This is a genomic window from Paenibacillus harenae DSM 16969 (assembly GCF_000422465.1).
GTDB classification, from domain to species: Bacteria; Bacillota; Bacilli; order Paenibacillales; family Paenibacillaceae; genus Pristimantibacillus; species Pristimantibacillus harenae.
In genome coordinates, this window is record NZ_KE383842.1 from 172,987 (window position 1) to 197,423 (window position 24,437).

General features: G+C 48.0%; 31 protein-coding genes. 22 read left to right on the forward strand and 9 right to left on the reverse strand.

The window, feature by feature from the left end; genetic code table 11:
* The first annotated feature begins 293 nt into the window (after positions 1-293).
* The 3 genes from H581_RS0110865 (at position 294) to H581_RS0110875 (ending at position 3,588) form a co-directional block, all read left to right on the forward strand.
* The gene (locus H581_RS0110865) at positions 294-1,976 is read left to right on the forward strand and encodes a GAF domain-containing protein (RefSeq protein WP_028610004.1); all 1,683 of its coding nucleotides are present in this window, start codon (positions 294-296) and stop codon (positions 1,974-1,976) included.
* A gap of 1 nt (position 1,977) precedes the next feature.
* Positions 1,978-2,619, forward strand: a complete 642-nt coding sequence (locus H581_RS0110870; protein ID WP_028610005.1) for a response regulator — start codon at positions 1,978-1,980, stop codon at positions 2,617-2,619.
* 147 nt (positions 2,620-2,766) lie between these two features.
* Entirely contained in the window at positions 2,767-3,588 is an 822-nt protein-coding gene (locus H581_RS0110875) for an NmrA family NAD(P)-binding protein (RefSeq protein ID WP_028610006.1), read from the forward strand.
* A gap of 292 nt (positions 3,589-3,880) precedes the next feature.
* Here H581_RS0110875 and H581_RS0110880 read toward each other — a convergent pair whose 3' ends face one another.
* From H581_RS0110880 to H581_RS0110890, 3 genes are all read right to left on the reverse strand, one after another.
* On the reverse strand, positions 3,881-4,465 hold the full coding sequence (locus H581_RS0110880; protein WP_342663425.1) for a winged helix-turn-helix transcriptional regulator: 585 nt from the start codon (positions 4,463-4,465) through the stop codon (positions 3,881-3,883).
* Positions 4,441-4,803, reverse strand: a complete 363-nt coding sequence (locus tag H581_RS0110885) for a VOC family protein (RefSeq protein ID WP_028610008.1) — start codon at positions 4,801-4,803, stop codon at positions 4,441-4,443. The genes H581_RS0110880 and H581_RS0110885 overlap by 25 nt, the downstream gene beginning before the upstream one ends.
* 239 nt (positions 4,804-5,042) lie before the next feature.
* A complete protein-coding gene (locus H581_RS0110890; protein WP_051250673.1) occupies positions 5,043-5,987 on the reverse strand; it encodes an NAD(P)-dependent oxidoreductase in 945 nt (314 codons plus the stop codon).
* 89 nt (positions 5,988-6,076) lie between these two features.
* Here H581_RS0110890 and H581_RS0110895 point away from each other — a divergent pair, with 89 nt between their 5' ends.
* Positions 6,077-6,457: a MerR family transcriptional regulator gene (locus H581_RS0110895; RefSeq protein ID WP_028610010.1), complete on the forward strand. Its 381-nt coding sequence runs from the start codon at positions 6,077-6,079 to the stop codon at positions 6,455-6,457.
* Positions 6,458-6,508: 51 nt separating this feature from the next.
* Here the strand turns inward: H581_RS0110895 and H581_RS0110900 are convergent, their stop codons facing one another.
* Positions 6,509-7,267 carry an SDR family oxidoreductase gene (locus H581_RS0110900; protein WP_028610011.1) on the reverse strand — a complete coding sequence of 253 codons (759 nt, stop codon included), beginning with the start codon at positions 7,265-7,267 and terminating at the stop codon, positions 6,509-6,511.
* Positions 7,268-7,548: 281 nt separating this feature from the next.
* On the opposite strand from H581_RS0110900, the gene H581_RS0110905 reads away from it, so the two are divergent.
* From H581_RS0110905 to H581_RS0110925, 5 genes are all read left to right on the forward strand, one after another.
* Positions 7,549-8,025: a MarR family winged helix-turn-helix transcriptional regulator gene (locus H581_RS0110905; RefSeq protein WP_028610012.1), complete on the forward strand. Its 477-nt coding sequence runs from the start codon at positions 7,549-7,551 to the stop codon at positions 8,023-8,025.
* 62 nt (positions 8,026-8,087) lie between these two features.
* Positions 8,088-9,272 carry an ArsA family ATPase gene (locus tag H581_RS0110910; RefSeq protein ID WP_028610013.1) on the forward strand — a complete coding sequence of 395 codons (1,185 nt, stop codon included), beginning with the start codon at positions 8,088-8,090 and terminating at the stop codon, positions 9,270-9,272.
* Between the two features lie 314 nt (positions 9,273-9,586).
* Positions 9,587-9,973: a hypothetical protein gene (locus H581_RS0110920; RefSeq protein WP_028610015.1), complete on the forward strand. Its 387-nt coding sequence runs from the start codon at positions 9,587-9,589 to the stop codon at positions 9,971-9,973.
* 138 nt (positions 9,974-10,111) lie between these two features.
* The gene (locus H581_RS37850) at positions 10,112-10,282 is read left to right on the forward strand and encodes a hypothetical protein (protein WP_156889558.1); all 171 of its coding nucleotides are present in this window, start codon (positions 10,112-10,114) and stop codon (positions 10,280-10,282) included.
* A 296-nt stretch (positions 10,283-10,578) separates the two neighbouring features.
* On the forward strand, positions 10,579-11,196 hold the full coding sequence (locus tag H581_RS0110925) for a YhcN/YlaJ family sporulation lipoprotein (protein WP_028610016.1): 618 nt from the start codon (positions 10,579-10,581) through the stop codon (positions 11,194-11,196).
* Between the two features lie 156 nt (positions 11,197-11,352).
* Here H581_RS0110925 and H581_RS0110930 read toward each other — a convergent pair whose 3' ends face one another.
* Entirely contained in the window at positions 11,353-11,559 is a 207-nt protein-coding gene (locus tag H581_RS0110930) for a DUF1657 domain-containing protein (RefSeq protein ID WP_028610017.1), read from the reverse strand.
* A gap of 246 nt (positions 11,560-11,805) precedes the next feature.
* Here H581_RS0110930 and H581_RS0110935 point away from each other — a divergent pair, with 246 nt between their 5' ends.
* The 4 genes from H581_RS0110935 to spoVAE are packed head-to-tail and all read left to right on the forward strand — an operon-like array spanning position 11,806 to position 14,549.
* Positions 11,806-12,666 (forward strand): DUF421 domain-containing protein, encoded by an 861-nt coding sequence (locus H581_RS0110935; protein ID WP_028610018.1) that lies wholly within the window; start codon positions 11,806-11,808, stop codon positions 12,664-12,666.
* A 32-nt stretch (positions 12,667-12,698) separates the two neighbouring features.
* Positions 12,699-13,181, forward strand: a complete 483-nt coding sequence (spoVAC, locus tag H581_RS0110940) for a stage V sporulation protein AC (RefSeq protein ID WP_028610019.1) — start codon at positions 12,699-12,701, stop codon at positions 13,179-13,181.
* Between the two features lies 1 nt (position 13,182).
* Positions 13,183-14,199 carry a stage V sporulation protein AD gene (gene spoVAD / locus H581_RS0110945; RefSeq protein WP_028610020.1) on the forward strand — a complete coding sequence of 339 codons (1,017 nt, stop codon included), beginning with the start codon at positions 13,183-13,185 and terminating at the stop codon, positions 14,197-14,199.
* Positions 14,199-14,549: a stage V sporulation protein AE gene (gene spoVAE / locus H581_RS0110950; protein ID WP_028610021.1), complete on the forward strand. Its 351-nt coding sequence runs from the start codon at positions 14,199-14,201 to the stop codon at positions 14,547-14,549. Before spoVAD ends, spoVAE begins: the two co-directional genes overlap by 1 nt.
* Before the next feature lie 111 nt (positions 14,550-14,660).
* Here spoVAE and H581_RS0110955 read toward each other — a convergent pair whose 3' ends face one another.
* Positions 14,661-15,137 carry a YqeG family HAD IIIA-type phosphatase gene (locus H581_RS0110955; protein WP_028610022.1) on the reverse strand — a complete coding sequence of 159 codons (477 nt, stop codon included), beginning with the start codon at positions 15,135-15,137 and terminating at the stop codon, positions 14,661-14,663.
* 206 nt (positions 15,138-15,343) lie between these two features.
* Here H581_RS0110955 and H581_RS0110960 point away from each other — a divergent pair, with 206 nt between their 5' ends.
* The 5 genes from H581_RS0110960 to H581_RS0110980 all read left to right on the forward strand — a co-directional run bounded on the left by H581_RS0110960 (position 15,344) and on the right by H581_RS0110980 (position 17,858).
* A complete protein-coding gene (locus tag H581_RS0110960) occupies positions 15,344-15,637 on the forward strand; it encodes a hypothetical protein (protein WP_028610023.1) in 294 nt (97 codons plus the stop codon).
* A gap of 127 nt (positions 15,638-15,764) precedes the next feature.
* A complete protein-coding gene (locus tag H581_RS33735; protein ID WP_245600016.1) occupies positions 15,765-17,042 on the forward strand; it encodes an FMN-binding glutamate synthase family protein in 1,278 nt (425 codons plus the stop codon).
* 42 nt (positions 17,043-17,084) lie between these two features.
* Positions 17,085-17,231, forward strand: coding sequence for a hypothetical protein (locus H581_RS37855; protein WP_156889559.1), 147 nt, complete (start codon positions 17,085-17,087; stop codon positions 17,229-17,231).
* 63 nt (positions 17,232-17,294) lie between these two features.
* The gene (locus tag H581_RS0110975) at positions 17,295-17,510 is read left to right on the forward strand and encodes a hypothetical protein (RefSeq protein ID WP_028610024.1); all 216 of its coding nucleotides are present in this window, start codon (positions 17,295-17,297) and stop codon (positions 17,508-17,510) included.
* A 102-nt stretch (positions 17,511-17,612) separates the two neighbouring features.
* Positions 17,613-17,858: a hypothetical protein gene (locus H581_RS0110980; RefSeq protein WP_028610025.1), complete on the forward strand. Its 246-nt coding sequence runs from the start codon at positions 17,613-17,615 to the stop codon at positions 17,856-17,858.
* A gap of 83 nt (positions 17,859-17,941) precedes the next feature.
* On the opposite strand, the gene H581_RS0110985 is transcribed toward H581_RS0110980, so the two are convergent.
* The 3 genes from H581_RS0110985 to H581_RS38890 all read right to left on the reverse strand — a co-directional run bounded on the left by H581_RS0110985 (position 17,942) and on the right by H581_RS38890 (position 19,620).
* On the reverse strand, positions 17,942-18,406 hold the full coding sequence (locus H581_RS0110985) for a GNAT family N-acetyltransferase (protein WP_211231460.1): 465 nt from the start codon (positions 18,404-18,406) through the stop codon (positions 17,942-17,944).
* A 398-nt stretch (positions 18,407-18,804) separates the two neighbouring features.
* Complete coding sequence (locus H581_RS33740) at positions 18,805-18,990, reverse strand: hypothetical protein (protein WP_036718470.1); 186 nt, start codon at positions 18,988-18,990, stop codon at positions 18,805-18,807.
* 81 nt (positions 18,991-19,071) lie between these two features.
* Positions 19,072-19,620, reverse strand: a complete 549-nt coding sequence (locus H581_RS38890) for a hypothetical protein (protein ID WP_245600017.1) — start codon at positions 19,618-19,620, stop codon at positions 19,072-19,074.
* Between the two features lie 342 nt (positions 19,621-19,962).
* Between H581_RS38890 and H581_RS0111005 the strand changes: the two genes are divergently transcribed.
* The 4 genes from H581_RS0111005 (at position 19,963) to H581_RS0111020 (ending at position 24,437) form a co-directional block, all read left to right on the forward strand.
* Complete coding sequence (locus tag H581_RS0111005; RefSeq protein WP_051250675.1) at positions 19,963-20,994, forward strand: ATP-binding cassette domain-containing protein; 1,032 nt, start codon at positions 19,963-19,965, stop codon at positions 20,992-20,994.
* Positions 20,991-21,806, forward strand: coding sequence for an ABC transporter permease (locus H581_RS0111010; protein WP_028610028.1), 816 nt, complete (start codon positions 20,991-20,993; stop codon positions 21,804-21,806). Before H581_RS0111005 ends, H581_RS0111010 begins: the two co-directional genes overlap by 4 nt.
* Before the next feature lie 136 nt (positions 21,807-21,942).
* The gene (locus H581_RS0111015; RefSeq protein ID WP_028610029.1) at positions 21,943-22,566 is read left to right on the forward strand and encodes a hypothetical protein; all 624 of its coding nucleotides are present in this window, start codon (positions 21,943-21,945) and stop codon (positions 22,564-22,566) included.
* 203 nt (positions 22,567-22,769) lie between these two features.
* The gene (locus H581_RS0111020) at positions 22,770-24,437 is read left to right on the forward strand and encodes an extracellular solute-binding protein (RefSeq protein ID WP_245600018.1); all 1,668 of its coding nucleotides are present in this window, start codon (positions 22,770-22,772) and stop codon (positions 24,435-24,437) included.

Genomic DNA, 24,437 nt, shown 5'->3' on the forward strand with positions numbered 1-24,437 from the left:
AGTGAGATCAGGCTTCGGACATCCACTCCTGCGAAGCCGAGCAGCGCGAGGCGGAGCGAAAGGCTCCACCATGGACTTGGCCTAGAGGTGACAAGCCCGAAAGGTTCGCCCACACGGACAGGGTGGATGATAAGGCAAAATGAAAAACATCCCGTAGAAGCACGGCGTTTAGATCTATCGCTGAAAGTCCACAGAGTTATTTTTATGCCATTTTATATTTATTCGATTGGTGAAATAAGGTATGATCTTGGTGGTATTCGATTGATTGCGATTCAACGGTGGTGGTGAATAGAATGTACGAGGATAAAAAGCTGCATTACAAGGACTTGCTTATACTGAAAACAATTGCAGAAACGTTGAACCAGAACCATGACATGAAGCTGATGCTTCAAAGCACGCTGGAGAAGCTGCTCGAATTGACCGGACTTAAGACGGGGTGGATCTTTTTGGCGGACGAAGAGCCGATCTATCACCATGCGGCGGACCATAACTTACCTCCAGCGCTTGCACGGAATGATAAAGAACCGATGCGGTGCGAAGTATGCTTCTGTCTGAAGCTATACTGGAAAGGCTCGCTTAATCAAGCCGTAAACATCATCGAATGCGAGCGCCTGCATAATTCCGTTATTTATTCACGCGGCGACACAAATAAACTCACCCATCATGCCACAGTTCCGCTAACGATATGCGGGGAACGCTTCGGTCTTCTGAATGTCGGTTCGCCCGGCAAGGAGCATTTCAGCGACGAAGAGCTTGCCCTTCTTGAAGGGGTTGCGTTTCAGATCGGTACCGCAGTGGAACGAACAAGACTGCTGGAGCAAAAGGAGAAGCTCGCGGTCGACAATATTGCGCGTTACATCGTGGATTATTACGCCAGCACGAATGAAGTGACCAGACAGATCTGGACGATCAATAATTTAAACGAACTGTTATTAAACGTTGTCACAAACATCGGAACGTATTTCGACTGGCCGACGGTGGCCATTGCCATACATCAAGGCAATCGCTTAACGTTACGCGCCCTCTATGACAACGATAGCTCCAAATTATTAAATGATTCCGTACTCCTGCAGCCAAAGGAATCTTCGGATGATATTATCCATAAGGCTTATACGGAACATAAAGTATGTCAGAGCAAGGATGAACCTTTCACTTTTGCCGCACTCCATCAAAGCGAAAGTATGTTTTCGATCGCAATACCTCTAAAAAAACAAGAGCCCTTATTAAGAAACGAACCGCTCGGCATACTTCTCATCGGAAGAGAATCTTCAATGTTCAGCGAGCTGGAGATTGAAATATTGACGATGTTGGCGGATCATATTTCGTGGGCAATGGAAAGAATTCGCTTGTATGACGAATGGCAATACTTGCTGTTGTCGGAAGAACGGAACAGGCTTGCGCTCGATCTGCACGACTCCGTCAACCAGAAGCTGTTTTCACTTTCGTTGACAGCGCAAGGCATCAAAGAAATGATACAAGACCATAATCCGCTCGTCATAGATGGGATAAATGACATTCAACTGTTATCGCAAGAGACGTTGTCCGAAATGCGTACGTTAATATGGCAGCTTCGCCCTTATAGTGCCGAAAAAGGAATGATTGCTTCTTTAAAGGAATACGCCGAAAAAATCGGATTGCACGTAACTTTACAGATGAGGGATGACGTGCAATTCCCTGAGAAAGTAGAAGAAATTTTATGGCGAATCGGTCAGGAAGCATTAAATAATGTCAGTAAGCATGCTAGGACAAACCGCGCAACGATCAAAATTCAGTCGATCGAAGATCACATTCAAATGAGCGTAACGGACCATGGCTGCGGCTTTGTACCTGAGCAGATAGAGCAGAACTCGGCAAGGCTCGGCATTATCGGCATGAAAGAAAGAGTGTCGCAAATTAACGGAAGCTTAAAAATCAGCAGCATGGAAGGCAAAGGAACAATCATTTCTGTCACGGTGCCGCTCTCGAGGGAGAAATAAAATGAAGACGATAAAGGTTCTGATCGTAGACGATCATTTGGTTGTGCTAAGAGGACTGCGGTTTTTCTTGCAAACACAGGCCGTAATTGAAATTGTCGGCCAAGCCCATAACGGGGAAGAGGCTTTGCAGCAAGTGCAAGCGTTGCAACCCGATATTGTGCTCATGGATTTGATCATGCCGGGATTGAGCGGAATCGAAGCCACAAGGAAGATAACGGAAAATTATCCTCAAGTAAAAGTCATTATACTTTCCAGCTACTCGGATCGCGATTCCGTTCTTCAAGCCATCAAAGCAGGAGCCATTGGCTACCAGCTTAAGGATGTGAAACCCGAAGTGTTGATCGAATCCATTCAAGCCGCCATGGACGGCGTAAAAACGCTGCATCCGCAAGCAACACATCAACTGATGTCCCACGTTGTCTCGGAGAAAGAGGAAGGGAAGAGCATTGCTATTCTAACCGCGAAGGAAAAGGTGGTCCTGAAGCATATCACCTTGGGTCAAAGCAATAAGGAAATTGCGGCCGAGCTTCATATTTCCGAGAAAACGGTCAAGACGCATGTTACTCACATTTTAGCCAAATTAGAGATGCAGGATCGTACGCAAGCCGCACTGTTCGCGACCAAAAATAATTGGTTCGTTTAATCATTGGTCGTAGTCAAGGTCTTATCTCCGGATAAGACCTTATTCTTATGCGTTCATTAGACGAATGCAGGGCGTAATAGTTTGAGGATTGAGGTAAATTGAAATGAGTTCGCTAATCTATTTATTCGATTTGAGGAGGAAGTACAAATGACTATTTTAGTAACGGGAGCAACCGGAAATGTAGGACGGCATATCGTTGATCAGCTTATTCGATCGGGCGCTCGTGTTCGAGCCCTTACGCGCAATCCTGCAAGCGCGAATCTGCCGCAATCCGTGGAAGTCGTATACGGGGATCTTACCGATCCGGACACTATGGTTGAGGCGCTCCATGGCGCTACCGCCATGCACTTGATCACGTTCAACAGCGTCGACTCCGCTCCGCTGCACACCGGGCCTGAAATCGTAGAACTTGCAACGAAAGCAGGCATACGAAAAGTCACGCTATTGTGGAGCGGCACGAAAGGGCCGGTAGAAGAGGCGGTAGAAGCAAGCAGTCTGGAATGGACACATCTCCAGCCGGACGTTGAATTCATGTCCAATACGCTGGCATGGGCGGACTCCATCCGGTCGGAAGGTGTGGTTAGGCAGCTAAACGGCCAAGCATTAAATGCTATGATTCACGAGGCGGACATTGGAAGTGTCGCTGCGACCGTGCTATTAGGAGAAGGCCACGCTTTCAAGAGCTATTCGTTGACCGGACCTGAAGTGCTATCCGCATATGATAAGATTCGAATAATCAGCTCAGAACTTGGCCGGGATCTAAGGTTCATTGAATTGTCCGAAGAAGAAGAGCGTGCCCGGATGCGCCAGTCCGGCGTTCAGGAAGAGATGATCGACTATGTCGTCGGATGGTACGCTAACCCACCTAAGGCAGCGTCTCGCGTGCTTCCGCTCGTCGAGGAAATTACCGGCCTTCCGGCTCGAACTTTTGCGCAATGGATAGCTGAAAACAAAACGAAATTTTTATAATTCGATCATACGCAAAGGGATAGGACATGATTCTCCATTTGCTCGAGCGATGTAACGGGGAGCCATGTATCGAGGAAATCCATATCCGGTGGGATGGGGCACATTGGGCAAGAATAGCATTTTTCCCATAGGGGCGAGGTCTGGGGGAGATTGACGGAATATCCTGAAATTCTCGGGACGGATCGGGGATTAGTGAGTATCACTGGCAACGATGAGTTATGGATTCAATTACACAAACAACCGAGCCTGTCCAGGAATCGGTTGTTTGCGATAGATATTCTTGACCACAAGTTTACACAATGGATTCCAATTTGGCAGCCAGTTGGCAGATAGGCTTCTCTACACGGTTGTGCAGCCGATACAGGAACGAAGGTCGCGGTTGTTCACTCAGCAGTTTCTTCACCGCACCCAAGTCATGCAGTTCACCCAAGCGAGCGGATAGCATGCGCGGCGTCACCTGCTGAAGAGCATGCCTTATATCTTGAAAGTGTTCGTGGTCAAAATGGAGTGCAAGCAAGACGGGCATATTCCAGGCTTTCGCAGACAATCTACCGTATCCAAGTTCGTTCTCAGCCGCTTTTACCGTTTCCGCCGCTGCTTGAAACAGTCGTCCTTCTTCCGTCAGCACGTATTCGGGTAATGCGGGATGGCGTCGTTCATAGGGGGACAGATGCTGGAGCAGTCCGCTTTCCGTCATCCGTTTTAGATTTTCGCTTAAGCGCGCAGGGGAAATTTGCAAATGTCGCTGCATAGGTGTAAAGCGCCCCCTGCATTTCTCCAACGCTAGCAAGATCGGTACCGTCCACTGCCCCGATAGCTCTTGAGATAGCTGGAGTACACGGCTTTCGGTACTCAGAGCGGTCTCAATTCCTCGGATAACATCAGGCTGTGTCCGTCAGGGTCCGCAAATGTTGCCAGCTTCACCATGTCCGGTATGGTTTCTATCTCCCCAATAAACATTACGCCATTTTGTTCCAAAGATTTCCTGGCTGCCTCGATATCATAGACCTCAAATACGGTCGAGGAGGTGGAAGGAATAACCTCTTCTGCTTCCGAAAATCCAATTATACAACCTTCGGTCGTTGTATTCATCATGGCCATTCCAGAGGCGGAGTCGTGGAATACGAGATCAAACCCCAATTTTTTCTTATAGAAATCAATCGTGTCGTTCAAGCTTTTTACGTTATACCATATCGTTACGCCTGGTTTAAACATAGAGCACCTCCAGATTTTTAATATCGATATTATATCAAGTATATTTTCGGTAGTAAAGCGGCCTATGAAAATTTTCGATGAGGTCAGGGGTTCGATCCCCCTAGGCTCAATAATATGCAAACAACCGATCCTAACTAGGGTCGGTTGTTTGTATTTTGGAGTCCCACCAGGAGGTGTTTGGGAGATGAATCCTCAAGGCTCCAAACAGGCGAATGCGGAATATGCTGTAGTTCGGATTGTCAAATTCGACCGGGAGGTGTCGGTACGGAACGGTTGATCATCGATTCGAAGACACGTTCGAAACCGTCATTTCCGAAACCTCTGGCTACCATCTGCTCAGTGACGGTCTGGATGGGCAGCAGCCAATCGGCCGGCACGCCCAATTCCCGGCTGCTCTTGACGATGTTATCCAGCGCAAGCTTGTTGACCGTCATGTTGGATACATCTGTAGTATAATTGCCTTCATCCAGGATGCGGGCGGCTTCCGGACTTGTCAGCATAGGCACAATCAAGTGCTGCAGCCAATTGCTTGCATAGGGCAAGAACTTCTCCGCGGAAATATTGGCCGTTCGCAGCAGCGCATGAGCGTGAAAATAACTGTACCAAGCGCCGTACAACATCGTAAGCATTGCCAAATCAAACAGCAACGCCACACCTGTATCTTCGCTCAGATAGGTCGTACCTCCGCCCATCACTTGTAGCACCGACTGATACGCTTCAAAGAGTTCCTTCCTGCCGCCATAAAGTATAAGCGCGTTAGGACTTCCGATCATCGGGGGAACCGCCATGATCGCCCCATCCAAATACTCGATGCCTTTCTCCTTAGCCCACATATCCAGGAGACGCGCTTCATCCGGCGTCCCGGTGGTCAAGTTGACGATGACGCGGCCGGTGAGTTCTGTCTCCAAGGGCATAAGCGTGCTTCTTACAACTTCATATGTCGACAAGCAGACCACAATCATACCGCTTGCCGCAATGGCCCCGGCTACTGTCTCAGCTCGAACCGCCCCGTTGCCGACAAGCCGGTCGGCTTTGTCCGCGGATCGATTCCAGACGGTCACAGGATGGCCGGCCGCCAGATATGCAGCCGCCAGCGCCTGTCCCATATTACCAAGCCCAATGACGGTTACTGGGATTAAATCGGTTTCCTTAACTAAAGCTTTGATCAACGAATTTTCGTTCATTTTTTCATCTCCTTGATATTGAACTCTTTCTTTCCAGAGAACAACGACATATAATTGGAATAAATTCTCGTGCGAGGAGGCCTCAAAAAATGAAAATAAGCGAATTGTCCCGTCTGACAAATGTCAGCCCGCGCGCAATACGACATTATGAAGAAAAAGGTCTGCTTACGGCAGACAGACTTGACAACGACTACCGCGAATTCAGCGAATCTGCCGTCGAACGGGTCCGTTCGATTCAGCTCTACTTGAAGCTGGGATTTACGACGGATGAAATACGGAGCTTGTTCCAATGCGAGGTCGCGTCGCCGGACGATTATGAATACTGCGAAGAAATGCAGGAAATCTACGAAGAAAAACTGCGTAAGGTGAAAAGCCAGATCGATTCCATGCTGCAATTGAAGCGGCTGCTGGAGCGGCAGGTTGCGCTGACGGTTGCCGGCAAAAAGCAGAACCTGCGGATATCCGTCTAACGTGCATAAGCATCTTGGCAAGGACACGACGAACGTCTGCGCCAAAGTTCCTTATTCCACGGAAAGGCCTTGTCCTAGACCGCCGTCTACGGACAATTCGGCGCCTGTTGTGAAGGTGGCCTCGAAGGCGAGAAAAAGCACTGCCTTGGCCACCTCCTCCGGCGAGCCGTGACGTTTCATTGGCGTCATCTGGTCGCCAAGCTCCTCAAAGGCGGCCCGTTCCGATTCCGAGAATCCTGCCACACCCATCGTCGGCGTATGGATGAAACCGGGTCTGACCACATTGACGCGAACTCCCCGCGGCAGCAGTTCAGCCGCAAAACCTGAGGCAAGCGAACGCAGCGCCGCTTTTGAAGCGCCGTAAACGCTCATTCCCGGAGTCCCGCCTTCATCTGCCACGGATGACGTAAATATGATCGATCCGCCTTCCCGAATGAGCGGAGCCAGGCGCTGAACCGTAAAGAATGCCCCTTTCGTGTTAACGTCAAATGTCTTGTCGTACGAGCTTTCGGTCACTTCCATGAAAGGTTCGAGCAGTGCGATTCCTGCATTGATGTGGACGAAATCGATCTCACCAAACCGTTCGGCGGCGTAAGCACCTAATGCATCGATATCCGCCATGAGCGACACATCGGATTGAATAACATGCGCCCGTTCTCCCAGTTCCCGTCTCGCTTTTTCTACATTTTCCGGACTGCGTCCTGTCAGTATGACTTCGGCTCCCCCCGCGAGCAATGATTTGGCCACAGCCATTCCCATACCGTGCGTACCTCCGGTTATAACAGCCTTCTTACCCTCAAACTCCCTCATGATCTTGTTCCTCCATGTTCAAAATGTTTGTTTCCAACTTTCTAGTGTCAGTATAAAGGTTCACGCCAGCGTGAAGGTCAATAGCTAATTTTCCGGTGATAAAAGGGATGTTCCCGTATTCGTATTGATTGGCAGCGTTTATCCACCAATAATCGGTACTTGGCGATCTTGTAACCGTTGAAGGCGTTGAATATCTTTCGGTTGACATTGCTACGAAAACGTATTAAATTGAAAGTAGATTCATTATTACGAGTTCGTAATAAAAAGGAGCTATCGGTAATATGCATCAGTTGTATGAACTTTTCCTCAAGACCGGTTTGCGCCCTTTTGCTTTTGCGACTGACATGCTGCAACTTGAACAAAAAGTGACCCGTTCGGATCTGTCGACGCTGCTTATTTTGCTAATCCGTGGAGATCTGACGATGACGGAGCTGGCAGACGAGATGGGGGCGCCGCTGAGTTCTATGACAAGCATCGCGAAGCGGCTTGAACGAAAAGGTTATATCGCCCGCGCTACTTCTGCAAAAGACCAGCGGGTTAAGATCGTCATGCTAACGCAGGAAGGTCTTCAGCTCGCGAAAGAATGGGAGCGTATTATGCTGGCGATGCTGAGCAAGTTGGAGTCGGCGTTTACTTCGGAAGAAATGGAGCAATTTACGCTGCTTTCATTTAAGGCATTCAAAGTATTCCAAGACGAAGAACCTGTAAAGCAACAGGAGACAAAGAATCGCCCGGTAAAGATCAGGATCGAGGAGTGACTGATCCAACCGGTTTTATTTTAACCAATTACTACGATTTCGTACTAAAAGGAGAAGTGAACATGAGAATCATCATCTACACGGGCAAAGGCGGCGTAGGCAAGACGAGTATGGCCGCTGCGGCAGCGGTGAAAATGGCAAAGCAGGGGAAACGAACGCTCATTATGAGCACCGACGCAGCACATAGTTTGGCGGATTCACTGGACATGCGGATCGGGCCGGAACCGGTCCTGATCAGTGAAAACTTATGGGGGCAGGAAGTGAACAGCCTCCGGGAAACGGAAAAGAATTGGGGAATGGTCCAAGATTGGCTGACGGCAATGCTCGACAAAGCAAAGCTTACCGACATTACAACGGAAGAAATGCTTGTGTTTCCCGGTATGGAAGAGCTGTTCAGTTTGTTGCAAATCAAGGAACAGGCTCAAAGCGGGCATTACGATGTGGTCGTCGTCGATTGTGCGCCGACCGGAGAGACGCTGCGGCTTCTAAGCTATCCTAATGTATTGAACTGGTGGCTTGAAAAAATTTTCCCGACCGAACGCAAGCTGATTAAGCTCGTTCGACCGGTTGCCAAGTTTGTTAATAATATGGAGCTTCCTTCGGACGATGTACTCGACAGCATTGAACGTTTGGCACGCAATTTGGAGGGAATGCAACAGATCGTTCTGGACCCGGAGATGACATCGGTGAGAATTGTTCTAAACCCTGAGAAGATGGTGCTTGCCGAAGCTAAACGCTCATTCACGTATCTGAATTTATTCGGGTTCAATACGGATGCGATCATTGTGAATCGCGTGCTGCCGGATGAGGCCGGGGAAGGATATTTCGCGAACTGGCGGAATCTTCAAAAGAAATATGAAGAAGAAATCGTCATGAACTTCCAGCCGCTGCCGATATTGAAAGCACCTATGATGCAAGAGGAGGTGATCGGATTACCGGTCCTCGAACAATTGGCGGATATCGTTTTTAAAGATCAGGACCCTTCCGCGATATGTTATCGGGGCAGAACAGAAATGATCCGAGAGGAGAATGGGGAAATGCTGCTGGAGCTTATGATCCCTTTTGTGGAGAAGGCGGATTTGGATTTAACACAAACCGGCGACGAACTGACGGTAGATACAGGCGCCTACAAACGGAAAGTTATTTTGCCAAGACCGCTAACAGGCCGGCAAGTTGCGGGTGCGAAGTTTACAGAGGACCGGTTGATCATCCGTTTTGGCGAACGGAATACGACAGGAAGGGAATGATAGCAATGAGAAATGCTGCGCCTGGAATAGAATGGATATTAAAGTGTTTGGAGCGACATCAAGCTGACGGCCATGCACGAACTGCGATGAAGGAATGGTTACTCGCGTCCCGGGCAGTGATCGATAGCTGCATTGACTCTTTGGAGAGGAAGTCAAATGCCTCGCATACACGCAAAATTGATATTGCGGAAGAGTAAACCATTTTCACAAATCGTGAGCGGGAGAGACCTATCTGAAAGTCCGGTCCCCGATGAATCTTTCAAAGAGCTGACACTCAAAAACATTCAAAAATACTATAACGAGGTGCAATGAATATGGTTTTGCAAGATATCGCTTTGATCGTAGCCGCGGTTATCGGAAGCGTCGTCGCTGTGATTCATGGCGTAATCACCCAGCGGCGTATGGTCCACCCGGTTGAGGAGTACTTTCGCGCAGACGAGCGAGTAGGCGTTGTTATCAGAAGGCTTGTGCCGCTGATGCTGCATTACAGCACGATTTGCTGGTTTCTCGGCGGATTCGCTTTGATCGCCGCTGCAATCTGGTTCGGGCAGGAAGCAAGGTTCGCGACAGGCCTGTTCGTCGGGTTTTTGTACTTGTCTGGCGCTCTCATGGCCTTTTGGGCGACTCGCGGTCGCCATCCTGTTTGGATACCTTATGCCGTTGCGATTATTCTGATCGGTTTTGGGATCACGAATGTCTGACATATGAACCGAATTTCGGATCGACAACCAAGAAGGTTTGACTGACGTATCGACTAAACAGAATTCAAGCATTTACTACGAAATCGTATTAAATACAGTCCTGGCCTGTGTATGTAGCAGGATTCCGATGCAGTCTGGTTGAGAAAGCTTATTGACGAGTATGGTGCGGACACGCCGATTCTCGACGCTGTCCGCAGCCAGAACATTAATATCCGTAACCGGATATCGCTTATGATCTGTTCCGCACGAGCGGCATCACAGCACTTGGGAAAGCGCGGCGAGCTGGTTTGGAACGTACGCGACCTTTAGTGGAAAGCTAATAATTTCGATTGGACCTGCGCTTGCGGATGCCATAAGCAGCGGCGCCAACTCCTAAAGCTAATAATGAAATAATGCTTTTTCGGTTATTCATCTTCCCCAGTATGGACTTGCTCTTTTGCATATATGCTCACCACCTTTTTCCGGATTATCTCCTTCTTGCGGAACAAGCTCTATTCTGCGTAAAGACCATATCCTTTCATTCAGGCAATGTTTTACGGATAAATTTGTATGTATGGATAGCGGGCCGCAAGAGAGAATAAACAAAAAAAGGAGTGAGCCTGCTTATGTTTAAGAAAAAGAAAACCGTAAAAGTACTCGTCGTCATGATGACAGGATTGATGTTTTTCGCAACTGGATGTACTGGGAATAATCAAGTAAGGCAGCAGAATGTCCGTGATAATGACCGGGCACCGGAAATTTTCCGCAATAACGACAATACCGGTAACCGGATGAATCGTCCTTTCGGTGATGTCGATAATGACGGATTGAATGGCGACCGGAACAACCTGTTTAACGCAAACGACAACGGAACTCGCAACGGCGGCAACGATGGATTAGATACGGCACAGGAGCGGGTTGAAGTAGCAGATCGGGCTGCGGAAAAAATTACGAATTTAAAAGGCGTAGAGCAGGCCAATGTGCTTGTTACGCGGCGCAATGCTTACGTCGCGGCAGTGCTTGACGGCGACCAACAAAAAATGACTCGCGATATCGAAGATCAGATTGCGAAGCAAGTGAGAGCAACGAATCCCGATCTCCGGAATGTCTTCGTATCCACCAATCCGCAATTCGTGGATCGCATCAATGGATATGTCGACGACGTCCAACAAGGACGGCCTGTTACGGGGTTTATGGAACAATTTAATGAAATGATCGCAAGAATATTCCCGAACGCAAGATAGTTCATTCTTACACGGAAAACAGCCATGCTCCGATGAGCATGGCTGTTTTTTCGTTCAATTCTAAAAATTTATAAGTTTTACACTTATATACGCTTAGAATTCTTCGCGAAACGGTATGCGTCCTCTGATAAGGACACCGACAGGCGTTTCTGCTTATTAGAAACCTTTATATTGCGGTTCTTCATTTTCTAATTGCTGCACCCGTCCTTCAACTTCCTGCACAATTTGCTGGGTTTGTTGAGCCGCGTTCGTAAATAGAGTTTTGGCCTCTTGATTTTGAGTGCTCAAAGCGAATTGTTCCAGGCTGGCTTGAGCGCTCTTTAAGGATGCGACGCATGTTTTGACTTGGGAAGCTACTGTCATTTTTTGTTCACCTCCTTTTTCAAAAATACAAAATACAGCACAAACGAAAAGAGATTCCGTCTTTAAGGTGCACCGAATTTAATGTATCCCGTTTATTGGAATTCATTCGTCAATGCGAGTTTTTAACCATAAATTTAAATATTAGAAAGGAATGAATAAAAATGTTGAAAAATGTCGATCTTGCTTATGTAACATTTCCAACAAGTGGAAAGAGAAGAAATCGCAAAGAATACGGGAGGCTACACCATGCCAGATTGGTTGCTTATTGGGTTACGGACATTGCTCGCGATCGCCATCCTCTTTTTGATGACCAAGATATTGGGAAAGAGACAAGTCTCCGAGCTGTCCTTTTTTGAATACATAACCGGGATTACGATCGGAAGCTTAGCGGCCTATATTTCGTTAGATTTGGATGCGAGATGGTATTTAGGAATTGTCTCATTATCGGTGTGGGTAGCCGTTTCCTTAGGAATCGAGTTTTTACAGCTCAAGAGCAAAAAAGCAAGGGATTTTATCGATAGCAAAGCAACAGTGCTGATTAAAGACGGAAAGATCATGGAAGATAACCTCAAGAAGGAACGAATATCAACCGACGAATTGATGGAAAAGCTGAGGAAAAAAAATGTATTCCAAGCAGCGAACGTAGAATTTGCGCTCATGGAACCGAGTGGTGACATCAATGTGCTGCTCACGAAAGAAAATCAACCTCTTACGCCTAAGCATCTTGGCATTAAAGTGGCTCCCGAGCAGGAACCGCAGGCGGTTATCATGGATGGAAAGATCATTGATGAACCGCTTGCCACCATAGGACTTAGCCGGGAATGGCTGGATACGGAACTCGAGACGATAGGCGTCGCCATAGAAAATGTGTTTCTGGGCCAGGTAGACTCCTACGGCCAGCTTTATGTCGACTTGTATGACGATCAGATTATAGTTCCTAAACCTCAGAAGAAAGCTTCTCTGCTGGCGACTTTAAAAAAATGCGAAGCGGATTTAGAAATGTTCAGTCTATCGACGAAAGCGCCCGAAGCAAAAAAAATGTATGGAGAATGCGCCAAAGAGCTGGAACGGGTTATTGAGGAAATCAAACCGCTTCTCATTCGTTAAATAAGACGACCAGACGATCAGGAGGATTATAAATGGCTAATAACAAGTTGAAGAAAGCAACCCCGGTCCAACAGGAGTATCAAAGGCTCGCCAAACAGATCGAACCGAAAAGGCCCATTCTCAAAAACTGTTTGCGTGCGTTTCTTACCGGGGGATTGATTTGCGTGGTCGGGCAAGCGATTCAGGAAATGTTTGTCCACTTTGCGGGCTTTGACGAGGAGAAAGCGTCCAACCCCACAGTAGCCGTGTTAATTTTCATTTCCGTTGTTTTAACGAGCCTTGGCGTGTATGACAAATTTGCGCAATGGGCGGGCGCCGGTTCGGCCGTTCCCGTGACGGGTTTTGCGAATTCTATGGCGTCGGCCGCTATTGAGCACCAAAGCGAAGGGATGGTGCTCGGCGTCGGCGGAAAAATGTTTAAACTTGCCGGCCCGGTTATTGTCTTTGGAACAGTAGCGGCTTTTTTTGTAGGTTTAGCCACGTATGTGCTCAAGGGTACTGGAGGAGGACACTGAAATGCTAAAAGGACATCAAAGCTGGATCTTTGAGAATAAACCGGTTATCCGGGCTTCAGCCACCGTGGTTGGCCCTTTTGAAGGCAGCGGTCCTCTTGCCGACGATTTTGACATCATACACGGCGACTCCATGCTGGAAGAAGACAGCTGGGAGAAAGCGGAGAAAGTGTTAATCGAAGAAGCCGCACAGCTTGCGATCGAAAATGCCGGCTTGACCAAGGAGCAGGTCCAATTTTATATCGGCGGAGACTTGATGAATCAGATTATCAGCAGCAGCTTTGCCGCACGTACGCTGACGATTCCTTACCTTGGCGTGTTTGGAGCCTGCTCAACCTCGATGGAAAGTCTGGCTCTTGCGTCGGCGCTCGTTAACAGCGGAGCGGCGAATTTCATACTGGCAGGAACCTGCAGCCATAATGCAAGCGTAGAGAAGCAGTTTCGGTATCCGACGGAATATGGTTCCCAGAAGCCGCCTACTGCCCAATATACCGTAACGGGCGCCGGTGCGGCGATCGTATCTCGTGAAGGGGACGGACCTGTCGTAACGTCCGCGACCATAGGCCGGGTTATCGATATGGGGATTACGGATCCGTTTAATATGGGAGCGGCCATGGCGCCCGCCGCGGTCGACACTATTCAAGCTCATTTCCGCGATTTACAAATCGAGCCGGGTTATTATGACCTGATCGTAACAGGCGACCTGGCGAAGGTAGGTTATGAGATCGCATGCAAATTATTCGAGAAACACAACTTTCCGATTCATCAAACGGAGTATAACGACTGCGGCATGATGATTTACGATTACGATACCCAGATGGTACAGGCCGGCGCAAGCGGATGCGGCTGTTCCGCCGTCGTCACCTACGGTCATTTGCTGAAACGGATGCGTAAGGGCGAAATCAAACGCATGCTTGTTGTTGCGACGGGAGCTCTATTATCGCCGCTTTCGTTCCAACAAGGAGAAAGCATTCCATGTATCGCGCATGCCGTAGCCATCGAAGAAGGAGGGAATAGGTGATGATTTTTTTATGGGCCTTTCTTGTAGGGGGGGCAATTTGCGTCTTCGGACAGATTTGTTTCGATGCGTTTAAACTGACTCCCGCGCATACCATGACGCTGCTCGTCGTATTGGGAGCGATAGCGGACGGACTTGGCTTCTATGACCCCCTCGTAAAATTTGCCGGAGCCGGAGCTTCCGTTCCGATCACCAGCTTCGGGAACGCTCTGGTTCACGGCGCTTTGGAGGAAATACAGAGCAGCGGATGGATTGGAATCATTACAGGAATATTCAAGGTGACCAGCGCAGGTATTTCGGCAGCCATTATTTTCTCTTTTCTGGCGGCTTTGCTGGTTAAGCCTAAAGGGTAGGCCGAATTCGCAGGCTGCCTTGCTTTAACGACTTAAGTTGAACGAAAGAAAATCTTTCGTTCAACTTATATCGTAAGATCCCAAGGAGAATCCCCGCGTTATCAGCTTCTTTTATACGCGAAGTACTTTTACGACTAACCGTTTTAATGCCCCAATAACCCGAGGTTTTGTCCATGACGGAGACACAAAAATCGTATACAAGCCTAATCGGTTTCCGCCCCATAAATCTGTAATTATGCCATTGCCGATAACAGCTGTTTCATTTTTTTTGGTTCCAAGTATATTCAAGGCGGCCATAAATGCTTTTTTCTTCGGCTTACCCGCCTCGAATAAAGCCGGAATCTCTTCAACCAGCCCGTTTTCATGCGAAGGAGGTTTGCTGTTCGAGACGATAATCAGCTTATTCGCATATCGGGACTTAAAGTCTATAAGCCATTTCTTCATTGAATCCGATGCCGACGTCGCATCCCTTGGAATTAATGTATTACTCCAGTCTAATATGATTCCTTTAATTCCTGCCCGCTGCAGCGCGTCGACGTCTATGTCATAAACTGACCGCACAATTTGCGACGGCTTGAAAATAGTCATAAGCTTCCTCCATTCAGTTTCAAAAAAAGCTGTTTATAGGTTTCCTTTACCTTCATATTTAATACCTTATTTGATCCATATAAATCGAATGCATGTCATTAGTGATTTACATATTTTTATTTCGATTTGGGGAAAATGTGGACATAAAAGTTGGACAACGATCACGTCTGCTGTTATTACTATATGAAAAGTCGAGGTGTCAGCAATTGGACAAATATCATGACCTGAAAAACACACTATCTTACATTCACTCCGAATTGAATCGTGTTGAAACAATGGCTGGAACGCTGTCTGCAATCGAACGCGATCACTACAATAAGCTTACAAATTTTGACCATCGCGAACTAGTGGATATTGCTGTTGAAGAACAAAATGCTGCACGCCAACTGGGAACAATGAAGCATATGTGTCTGGCGATGGCTGAAAAAATTGAAGGAATAAAGAATGCCATTGACCGTGGTGAGCTTGGGGAGAGTGCTCAACATGCTGAAACCCATTGAAAATTTTATTCGTTACGTTATTAACGAAACCGTAGACAAGGCGATTACGAGAGCTATTAGAGATCAATATACGGAGAACCTGTACGAAATGATTCCCGCAACCAGGAAGGTAGGCGTAACCAACCTTATGGAGATCGTCATGCGGGCTAATCAAGGCACACCCGTCTCACGGCCTCTTGGAAGCCCTTTACATCTATCTCCTTGGGAGAAAATCCTTTTCAATCCGGTTCACCTCTTTCGTTTGCCGACGCCTGAGAACGTCGGAATACGCACTTCAACTTCAATCGGTCACCGCGCAAGAAAACCAATGACCCTTTCGATTCCTATTATGATTGCCGCCATGTCTTTTGGGGGGGCGTTAAGTAAAAGCACGAAAATCGCTTTGGCCAAGGCGGCTTCCGCCGCCGGAACGGCAACAAATACAGGCGAGGCCGGGCTGGTTGAGGAAGAAAGGGAAGCGGCTCAATTGTTAATTGGGCAGTACAACCGTGGCGGATGGATGAACACCCCCGACAAATACAACCGTCTGGATGCCATTGAAATTCAGCTAGGGCAAGGAGCGCAAGGTTCAACGCCGCAGCGGACGACATCCAAAAATATTGGCGAGGATTTTCGAGAGGTTTTTGGCCTAAAGGAAGGGGAAGACGCTTTGATACATTCCCGGCTTCCGGGAGTAAATTCAAAAGATGATTTTATTCAATTGGTAAGGCGATTACGTGATGAAACCGGCGTTCCCATAGGTTTGAAAATTGCCGCGACCCATCACCTTGAGAAAGAATTGCAAATCGCTGTTGAAGCGGATGTTGATTTCGTAACCCTAGACGGTGCGGAGGGCGGAACACATGGGGGGTCGCCAACCTTGCAGGATGACGTTGGATTGCCTACTTTATTTGCGATTACAAGAGCAACTGAGTTTTTTGAGCGAAAAGGGGTATTTCGGGATATTAACCTAATTGCAACAGGGGGATTAGTAACGCCGGGTCAAATGCTGAAGGCGATCGCGTTGGGGGCGGATGGCGTCTATATCGGCACGGCTGCCATTATGGCGCTAGTAAGCGAGCAGATGGTGAAAGCCGTGCCTTTCGAGCCGCCAACAAGCTTAGTCGTCTATACTGGGAAACTGACAGACAAGTTAGACATAGACCTGTCGGCAATGAATTTGGTCAGATACTTGAACGCTTGCGTCATGGAGATGGAACAAGTGGCGATGACACTCGGTAAAACGGCTTTAACCGACATATCCAAATCGGACCTATGTACGATTGACCCCTTTATTGCCAAAGCAAGCGGAATCCAGCTTGGATACGTTGCCCCGGAAAATCAAGACCGATTCTTTGAAGAAACCAAACCGTTATTTCATCCTTATGAGGACCAAGCGGAGGAACAACAAACAAACCTTCATTAGAGGGGTTACAGACTAAGGAAGAAAAGGGGAGAAGATCAACATATGAGCGGTAAAAAAGAAAGTGTAAACAGCTCTTCAGCGGAAAAGCCCGAAATTGAACAATCAACGGACCGGTCAGTAGATAAAGGGCAAAAACAGATCAAATCGGAAAAGCTTCGCTATGAAAATGCCGATGAAATTTATGAATAAAATAGCGGGAAGCATAAGGGAGATGGAAGTGATGATTACGTTTCGGAAAAAGGTGAGGAATGTATGAGCCGTTTGGCGGACATCCTTGATAACCATCAAAATCTGGATCATTTTTTCTCGATTATTAAACATTACGGGGTCAGCGCCGAGTATCTCTCTCTTGCCCTCATTCGTCAGTTTGAGAGCGAATCGGAGGGTAACGAAGATGACGAGGAAGGAAATAGCGGCTATTCGCAAGAACTGGTCGATGACTTGAAGCAGTTTTGCGCAAGATTCTGAAGCCGTCTCAAGGATACAGTCTGTAAGGGCTCGCTGCCCGTCACGGCAAAGGCTGCTTTTTGCAGACGAAACGCAGTTATCATAAAGTTAAAGGAGAATATCATGAAAAAAAATGAAGATGAAAAAGACGCAGGGTTTTCCGAGCTCGCTACAGTTGAATCACGAAGAAATGAGTTGACCGCAGAAGAATTTCCTGAAGGCCCTTATGGTTCCAGTATTCCATCCGTTGATATCGGCAAAAGTACGCCTTGGCGTAAAGACCAACGTGTATCTAATCCATATGGTTATGAGAATAAAGATTTGCATGAGGATTTGCCGCGCGAGTATCCGCCGGATTATGAGCCTTAAAGGAGCAAGTAAGACATAGGTATCGAAAGGCAATGAAAATGGCTGCCCGTCGGCAGCCGTTTTTTGGCTTGTCCCAAGCTGATTTAATTGGATATCCATTCATATTCAATATCCGGCAAATTTTCTTCATTTTCATAACCGCGCCCAATGATGCTAAATCCATGCTTTTCATAAAATCGCCGAGCATTTTTATTTACTTCAAATGTGTATAATGTTAATCTCCCGATTGATTGTTTCTTTGCTCTATCAAGCAACCTCCGACCTATGCCGATTCCTTGATATTCGTTATGAATATAAAGCTGGCTTATCTCCTTTTTATTATAGGCAATCATACCGGCTACTTTATCACCAATTAACGCGATTTCAATTTGAAACTGTTCGGGTAAAATATGATTTAAAAAATAAACATGATTTTCAAAGCTGTGCGTTTCTTTCTTACCGATCGCCTTTTCCTTGCTACCTCTCCACATTTCAACCGTTTGCTCAGCGTACATAGAATGATACGGAATAATTTTGATTTCCTGCTGGTTCACAAGAGCCCTCCTCATGTTTTAAGCGTTATAGCCAATCTATGCTTGCCGCAAATGAGCAATCCATAAGAAACATCGTACTTGCCGCTATGATATATTAAACGCAAGCTAGTACACAATGCAAATCGAAAGGATGTTGGAAGATGGGAGCATTGAAGCCTTATCTCATGTCGGAGGATGCAAGAGCGCAAGCGGAATTCTACACGAAAGCACTCGGAGGCGAGATCGTATCTATTATTACGCATGAATGGTTATGTGGATGATTACGGCCGAGCAGAAGGCGGAATAACGAGAATAAAGCAGAGTTTGCGCGGTTAACATAACATGAACGGAAAGCGATAGATGACCAGAGAGAAAGGGCTGCCGAATGGCAGCCCCTTCACATTTTTGCCGGTTACCCAAAATCACGAGCCGCCTTAGCGGTCTATTCCTTCAAAATGATCTTTTTGAGTAATAAACTCGTTCGGCACATCTTCACCATCCGGGTTATTATTCTTAATCTGGCTAAGACGTCCGTTGCGAAACTCACCGCCATGAACTTTATTCTGTCTTTGGTCATTATTATCCGTTCGATTATGCTGGTTATGGTTATAGTTAGTCATGTTGTCATACTCCTTTTTTCAATGTGACTTTAGGATGCGTATTCCCTTTTAGAAGTATACAAATAACTGTTATCGATTCGATTAAGCCGGACAGCCGTACGGCGGTTTAGGAAAGCCCAACCGGTCCAGGTTGCCGCATACGACGCTTTGCCAATAGGCCAATTGATCGCTCAAATCTTTTGCCGCATGCTGCTGAACGATTTGCAGGGATGCCGTTGCCGCAGCTACTTGCGGGTCGAAGGACCAGCTCCAGTAGTCGGTGCGGTCGTAGCGGCCGATCCACTTGCCGTCGACCCCGTATTTCTGCATGCCGGTTACGCCGATTACGGCGCCATCCACATTACGGAGCAAGATGAATACGCCGCCCGTAAAGCCCGTCATGAGTACATTATTTTTCGTGCGAGTCATGACGTCCAACTGTCCGGCAAGCGGTCCCGAGCGCTGCAGCGTCGCATGCGTATACATATTCCGTCCGCCGTCGGAACTTTTCCACGAAGCTTCTTGCGTTAACGGCCCTTCATACGCATACGCGTTGGTCGCGGTGGCCGGGAATATGGCGATCATCGCCATGCAGGATATAGTTACCATCACCAATAGAGCCTTGAATTTACTTTTAATCATCGTCGTCATTATTATAATCCTCCTTATTATTCTTACAAATCATTTCCTTGCAGGTTTAAAACGGAACGTCTCGACCATACCGGTTCTTTCGATTACTTCATTCGCAATGACCTCCTGTATTCCAGATTTAAGTTGCTGAGCACATAAGCAAATATATAACAGGATAGCATTAGCGGATATTATACGAAGGTATACTTTAAGGATAGTATGGGGTATACGTTTGTTCACGGCGTCCGCGATTTAAATTCGTGGGCTATTTATTTTAGGTGAAAGGCGCCGACTTCTGTTTAAATTCTGTTTAAATAGGTGAGTTATCATCGCTGCATAATCGGTTGTTTAGGAGGAATTGCAGTGGGTGTTGAACACAAAGAGAAAATACGGATAACGGATGGAGACTGGGCCGTCGAAGCAAGCGGACTCGTCAAAGCATTTGGCGCAAATCGCGCGGTGGACGGCGTAAATCTGAATGTGCGCGCCGGTACGATTTACGGCGTGCTTGGTCCGAATGGGGCAGGCAAAACCACCACGATTCGAATGTTGGCGACCCTGCTTCGGCCGGATACGGGAACGGCGCGAATTTTCGGACACGATGCGGTGAAGGAGTCGCAGATTGTCCGGCAGTTGATCGGGGTGACAGGCCAATATGCTTCGGTCGATGAGTCGCTTAGCGCAACCGAGAACCTGATTATCTTCTCTCGGCTGCTTGGGCTGGGACGCGCAGAATCGCGGCGTAAGGCGGGAGAGCTGCTTGAGGAATTCGGTTTAACGGAAGCCGCGAGGCGGCCGCTCAAAGATTTCTCCGGAGGCATGCGGCGCCGGCTGGATCTGGCGGCAAGCCTTATTGCCCAGCCGCCGCTAATCTTCCTGGACGAGCCGACTACCGGGCTCGACCCGCGCACACGTTCGCAGATGTGGGACACGATCCGCCGGCTGGTGAAGACGGGGTCAACCGTACTGCTAACTACGCAGTACCTCGAGGAAGCGGATCAATTGGCAGACCGGATCGCGGTTATCGATCGCGGCCAAGTCGTTGCCGAGGGCACCGTGGATGAACTGAAATCGTCAGTAGGGACCTCATCGTTGCATTTGTCAGTCCAAAATCCGCAAGACATCGAGACCGCTCGTCAGACCGTCGAACGGATGCTCAAGGTCCAATCCATCGTATCGTACGAAGCCGGAAAAATTACTGCCCCGATGGCGAACGCCGATTTGGTCACAGACCTGCTTATCGCCCTGCGCGAGGCGGGGATTCGGTTGGCCGAGATGAGCGTGCAGAAGCCGACCCTTGACGAAGTATTTCTAACCATCACAGGCCATGGCGTTAAGGATGAAGGGTCACTTGCTTCCTATGAATACGGTAAAGCGGAGGTTGCAAAGGTATGAGGAATACGATAATGAAACCGGGCGTCTCACGCGAACTGAAAAACTACACAAGCTTCGGCCAGTCGGTACGCAACTCGTTAACGATGGCCTATCGAGGTCTGCTGAAGTTACGGCGCACGCCCGAGCAATTGTTCGACGTTACGTTTCAGCCCATCATCTTCACCTTGATGTTTACCTACATTTTTGGCGGGGCCATCTCCGGCGACGTACAGAGCTATTTGCCCGTTATCATTCCAGGCATCCTCGTGCAGACCGTGATCACAACCTCCATCGTCACCGGCGTTCAATTGCGCGAGGATATGGATAAAGGCGTGTTCGACCGATTCAAATCGCTGCCTATCGCGCGCATAGCGCCGCTCGCGGGAGCTTTGCTCGCAGATACCGTCCGGTATACCATCGCGACCGTGCTTACCTTTGCTATGGGCTATATAATGGGCTATCGTCCCGAAGGAGGCCTTGATGCTGTCGCCATCGCCGCGGTTCTTGTCATTGTCTGCTCCTGGTCGATTAGCTGGATCTTCGCGTTCTTCGGCGTAATTGCCCGTACTGCCTCAAGCGTACAGGGGATATCGATGATCGTGCTGTTCCCGCTCACTTTTCTATCGAACGCATTCGTGCCTGTCGATACCATGCCCGGCTGGCTCCAGTGGTTCGTAAACATGAATCCCATCTCGCATCTGGTCACTGCCGTCCGGGATCTTGCCGACTCCGGAACCGTTGGATGGGATCTTGCGATTTCTCTCGCCGGAGCCGCAGCCATTGTGGCCATATTCGCACCGATCACGGTACGCGCCTATATGCGCAGGACATAAGCGCAGTACCGCTGTCGCTCCCGGATCGCGTTGCATAAGGAAACCTATTCTTCCAAAACTTTACATCGGTGAATGCCGGTGTCTGCTAGACTGTTCAAACTGCGGAATGATATACTGGGTACGGGTGAAGCAGACGATGAACAATGAGACGAAAAACAGGGAAGAGAGCGGCGAACAAACGGCCGAAAACCAGGAAAAATTGGCTGAACTGATCAAGGCCGTGCATCATAACGGCCTTACGGCTCTGAAAATGCACTTCGATGATGTAGAAGGACAGGTAATGCATCAGAAAGATTACGGTCCGGTTTTTATCTATCAAGTGAAGGATCCTTCGAATAACGTATATGCGTGCGGTTTTTTTCTCGGCGAGCTGATTGCCAAGTTTCAGTCGGGCAATGATCCTTCCTTATGGATGTCTTCGTTTTTTGTCGAGCTGATGAAGACCGAAGGGGGAAGAGCGCTTCCCAAACCTCCGGCCGGGGAAGACGAGGCGAAAGCTTTGATCGATAAGGTGATTGTTCCGCAATGCATCACGGCGCTGCACGATGAGTTTGCGCCGGAGAAGGTTCATGCGGGCCTTCAAATGCACGAAGAGCATGGTCCGGTCTTCGAAGCGGGATTTCCGGAGATCAAAGACGGCAATAACGTATGTGCGGTTCCTCTACATCTATTGTTTACGCACCTGCTGCTGAACCGGGATCCATCGGAGTTGCTCTTGCAGGGCATGTACAATATTCGTGAAGAACATAGCATAAATTAAGAGAAAGCAGCCCAATCGGCTGCTTTTTCTTAATATAAGCGCGCGTAATCCGAAGCAAGAACAGGGCGGTAATCCGTAAAGATCGGGTAAGGAAATAAAGAATTGTTGCTTGAATTATTAAGATGCTATCAGGATAATGGTAATCATATAGCTGGTCCATATCAATAGGTGAAATGAGGTCATATCTGTTGCGGATACCAATCATGAATAAGGCCATGCTTATGCTCACCGCATTATTGTCTGTTCTTATGTTAACGGCATGCAGCCAAAACGGCGGTGCGAATAATCAAATTTCAGATGAAAACGATAACGCAATCGAGTATCAAGAACGCGGGCTAAGCAAGTATAATCCGCCGATTGAAGTTACCTTTGTGAGGGAAACCGGCGTCGGGTTGAAAAATTTATTAAGCCAGCTGCCGGGCCAAACGTTGGAGGACAACACCTGGAGCCGCCTTTATGAGCGGGTATTGGGCATTAAAATAAAGTATGATTGGGTCGCCAAAGGCGATCTCTATTATCAAAAATTAGGCGTTGCGCTTGCTTCGGGAGATATACCCGATATAGTAAAGGTCAATGCCCAGCAGCTCAGACTGCTCAGCAACGCAGGATTAATTCAAGATTTATCCGAAACCTACGAGAAATACGCAACTCCGTTTACCAAGCAAATCCTTAGTCAGGAAGGGACCGGTCCTTTCGATACGGCAACGATTGACGGAAAATTGATGGGAATTCCGGAAGTTGGCTCTTCTATTGAAGGAGCCCAGTTCCTATGGATCCGAACGGATTGGCTGGATCGGCTTGGCATGAAGCCGCCCCGAACCATGGATGACCTATTAGCCGTTTCGAAAGCGTTTACAGAAAATGACCCTGATCATAACGGCGATAATGATACGTTTGGACTTGCGATTACGAATTATTTATGGGATCCCGTTATGGGGTTGACGGACTTCATGGCAGGCTACGATGCGTTCCCGAGAATTTGGATTAAGGATGATTCAGGGAAACTCGCATATGGAGGCGTCCAACCGGAGGCGAAACCGGCATTAAAAGCGCTGCAAGATATGTATCGATATGGTCAAATCGACAGCGAATTCGGATTTAAGGACGGCAATAAAGTGAAGGAGCAAGTCGCTGCCGGGAAGATCGGAATGCTGTACGGGGAGCAATGGGGATCGTTTTTGGTTCAATCGAGCCGTGAGAACAATTCTAATGCCGAGTGGCAGGCGTTTCCGATTGTTTCCGCATCGGGAGATGCTCCGAAGGTTCCGCTCAGATTTAGCACAAGCCGGTTTCTTGCGGTGAGAAAAGACTATAAGCATCCCGAAGCGGTCATTAAACTAATTAATTTGCACCTTGAGAAGAATTGGGGAGAAACGGCTGAATACGAAACCTACTATAGTTCTCCGTTCCCGATATGGCAGCTTTCTCCCGTAACCCCTTATCCGATAAGGAAAAACCTGGAGGCGTTTCATCAACTTAACGAAGCCCGCCGCACCGGGGATGCTTCCGTGTTAAAGGACGAAGCCAAAGCTATACAGAAAAACATCGATACCTATCTGGCTGGAGAAGAAAATAAAGAATCAGGTTGGGGCTGGGAAAGGATATACGGTCCTTCGGGAGCCTTTGCCATACTTGACCAATACGAAAAGAATAATCAGTTATTGTATGAAAATTTTGTCGGAGCCCCAACGGAAACGATGATTGAGAAGCAAGCCATGCTGGATAATCTCCAACACGAGACTTTCGTTAATATCATACTCGGCAGATCCATTGACGAATTCGACCAATTCGTTGAGGAATGGCATAAGCTTGGCGGGGAGAAGATGACAGCCGAGGTAAACCGGTGGTTTGCAGAAAGAGGCAGTGAGTAA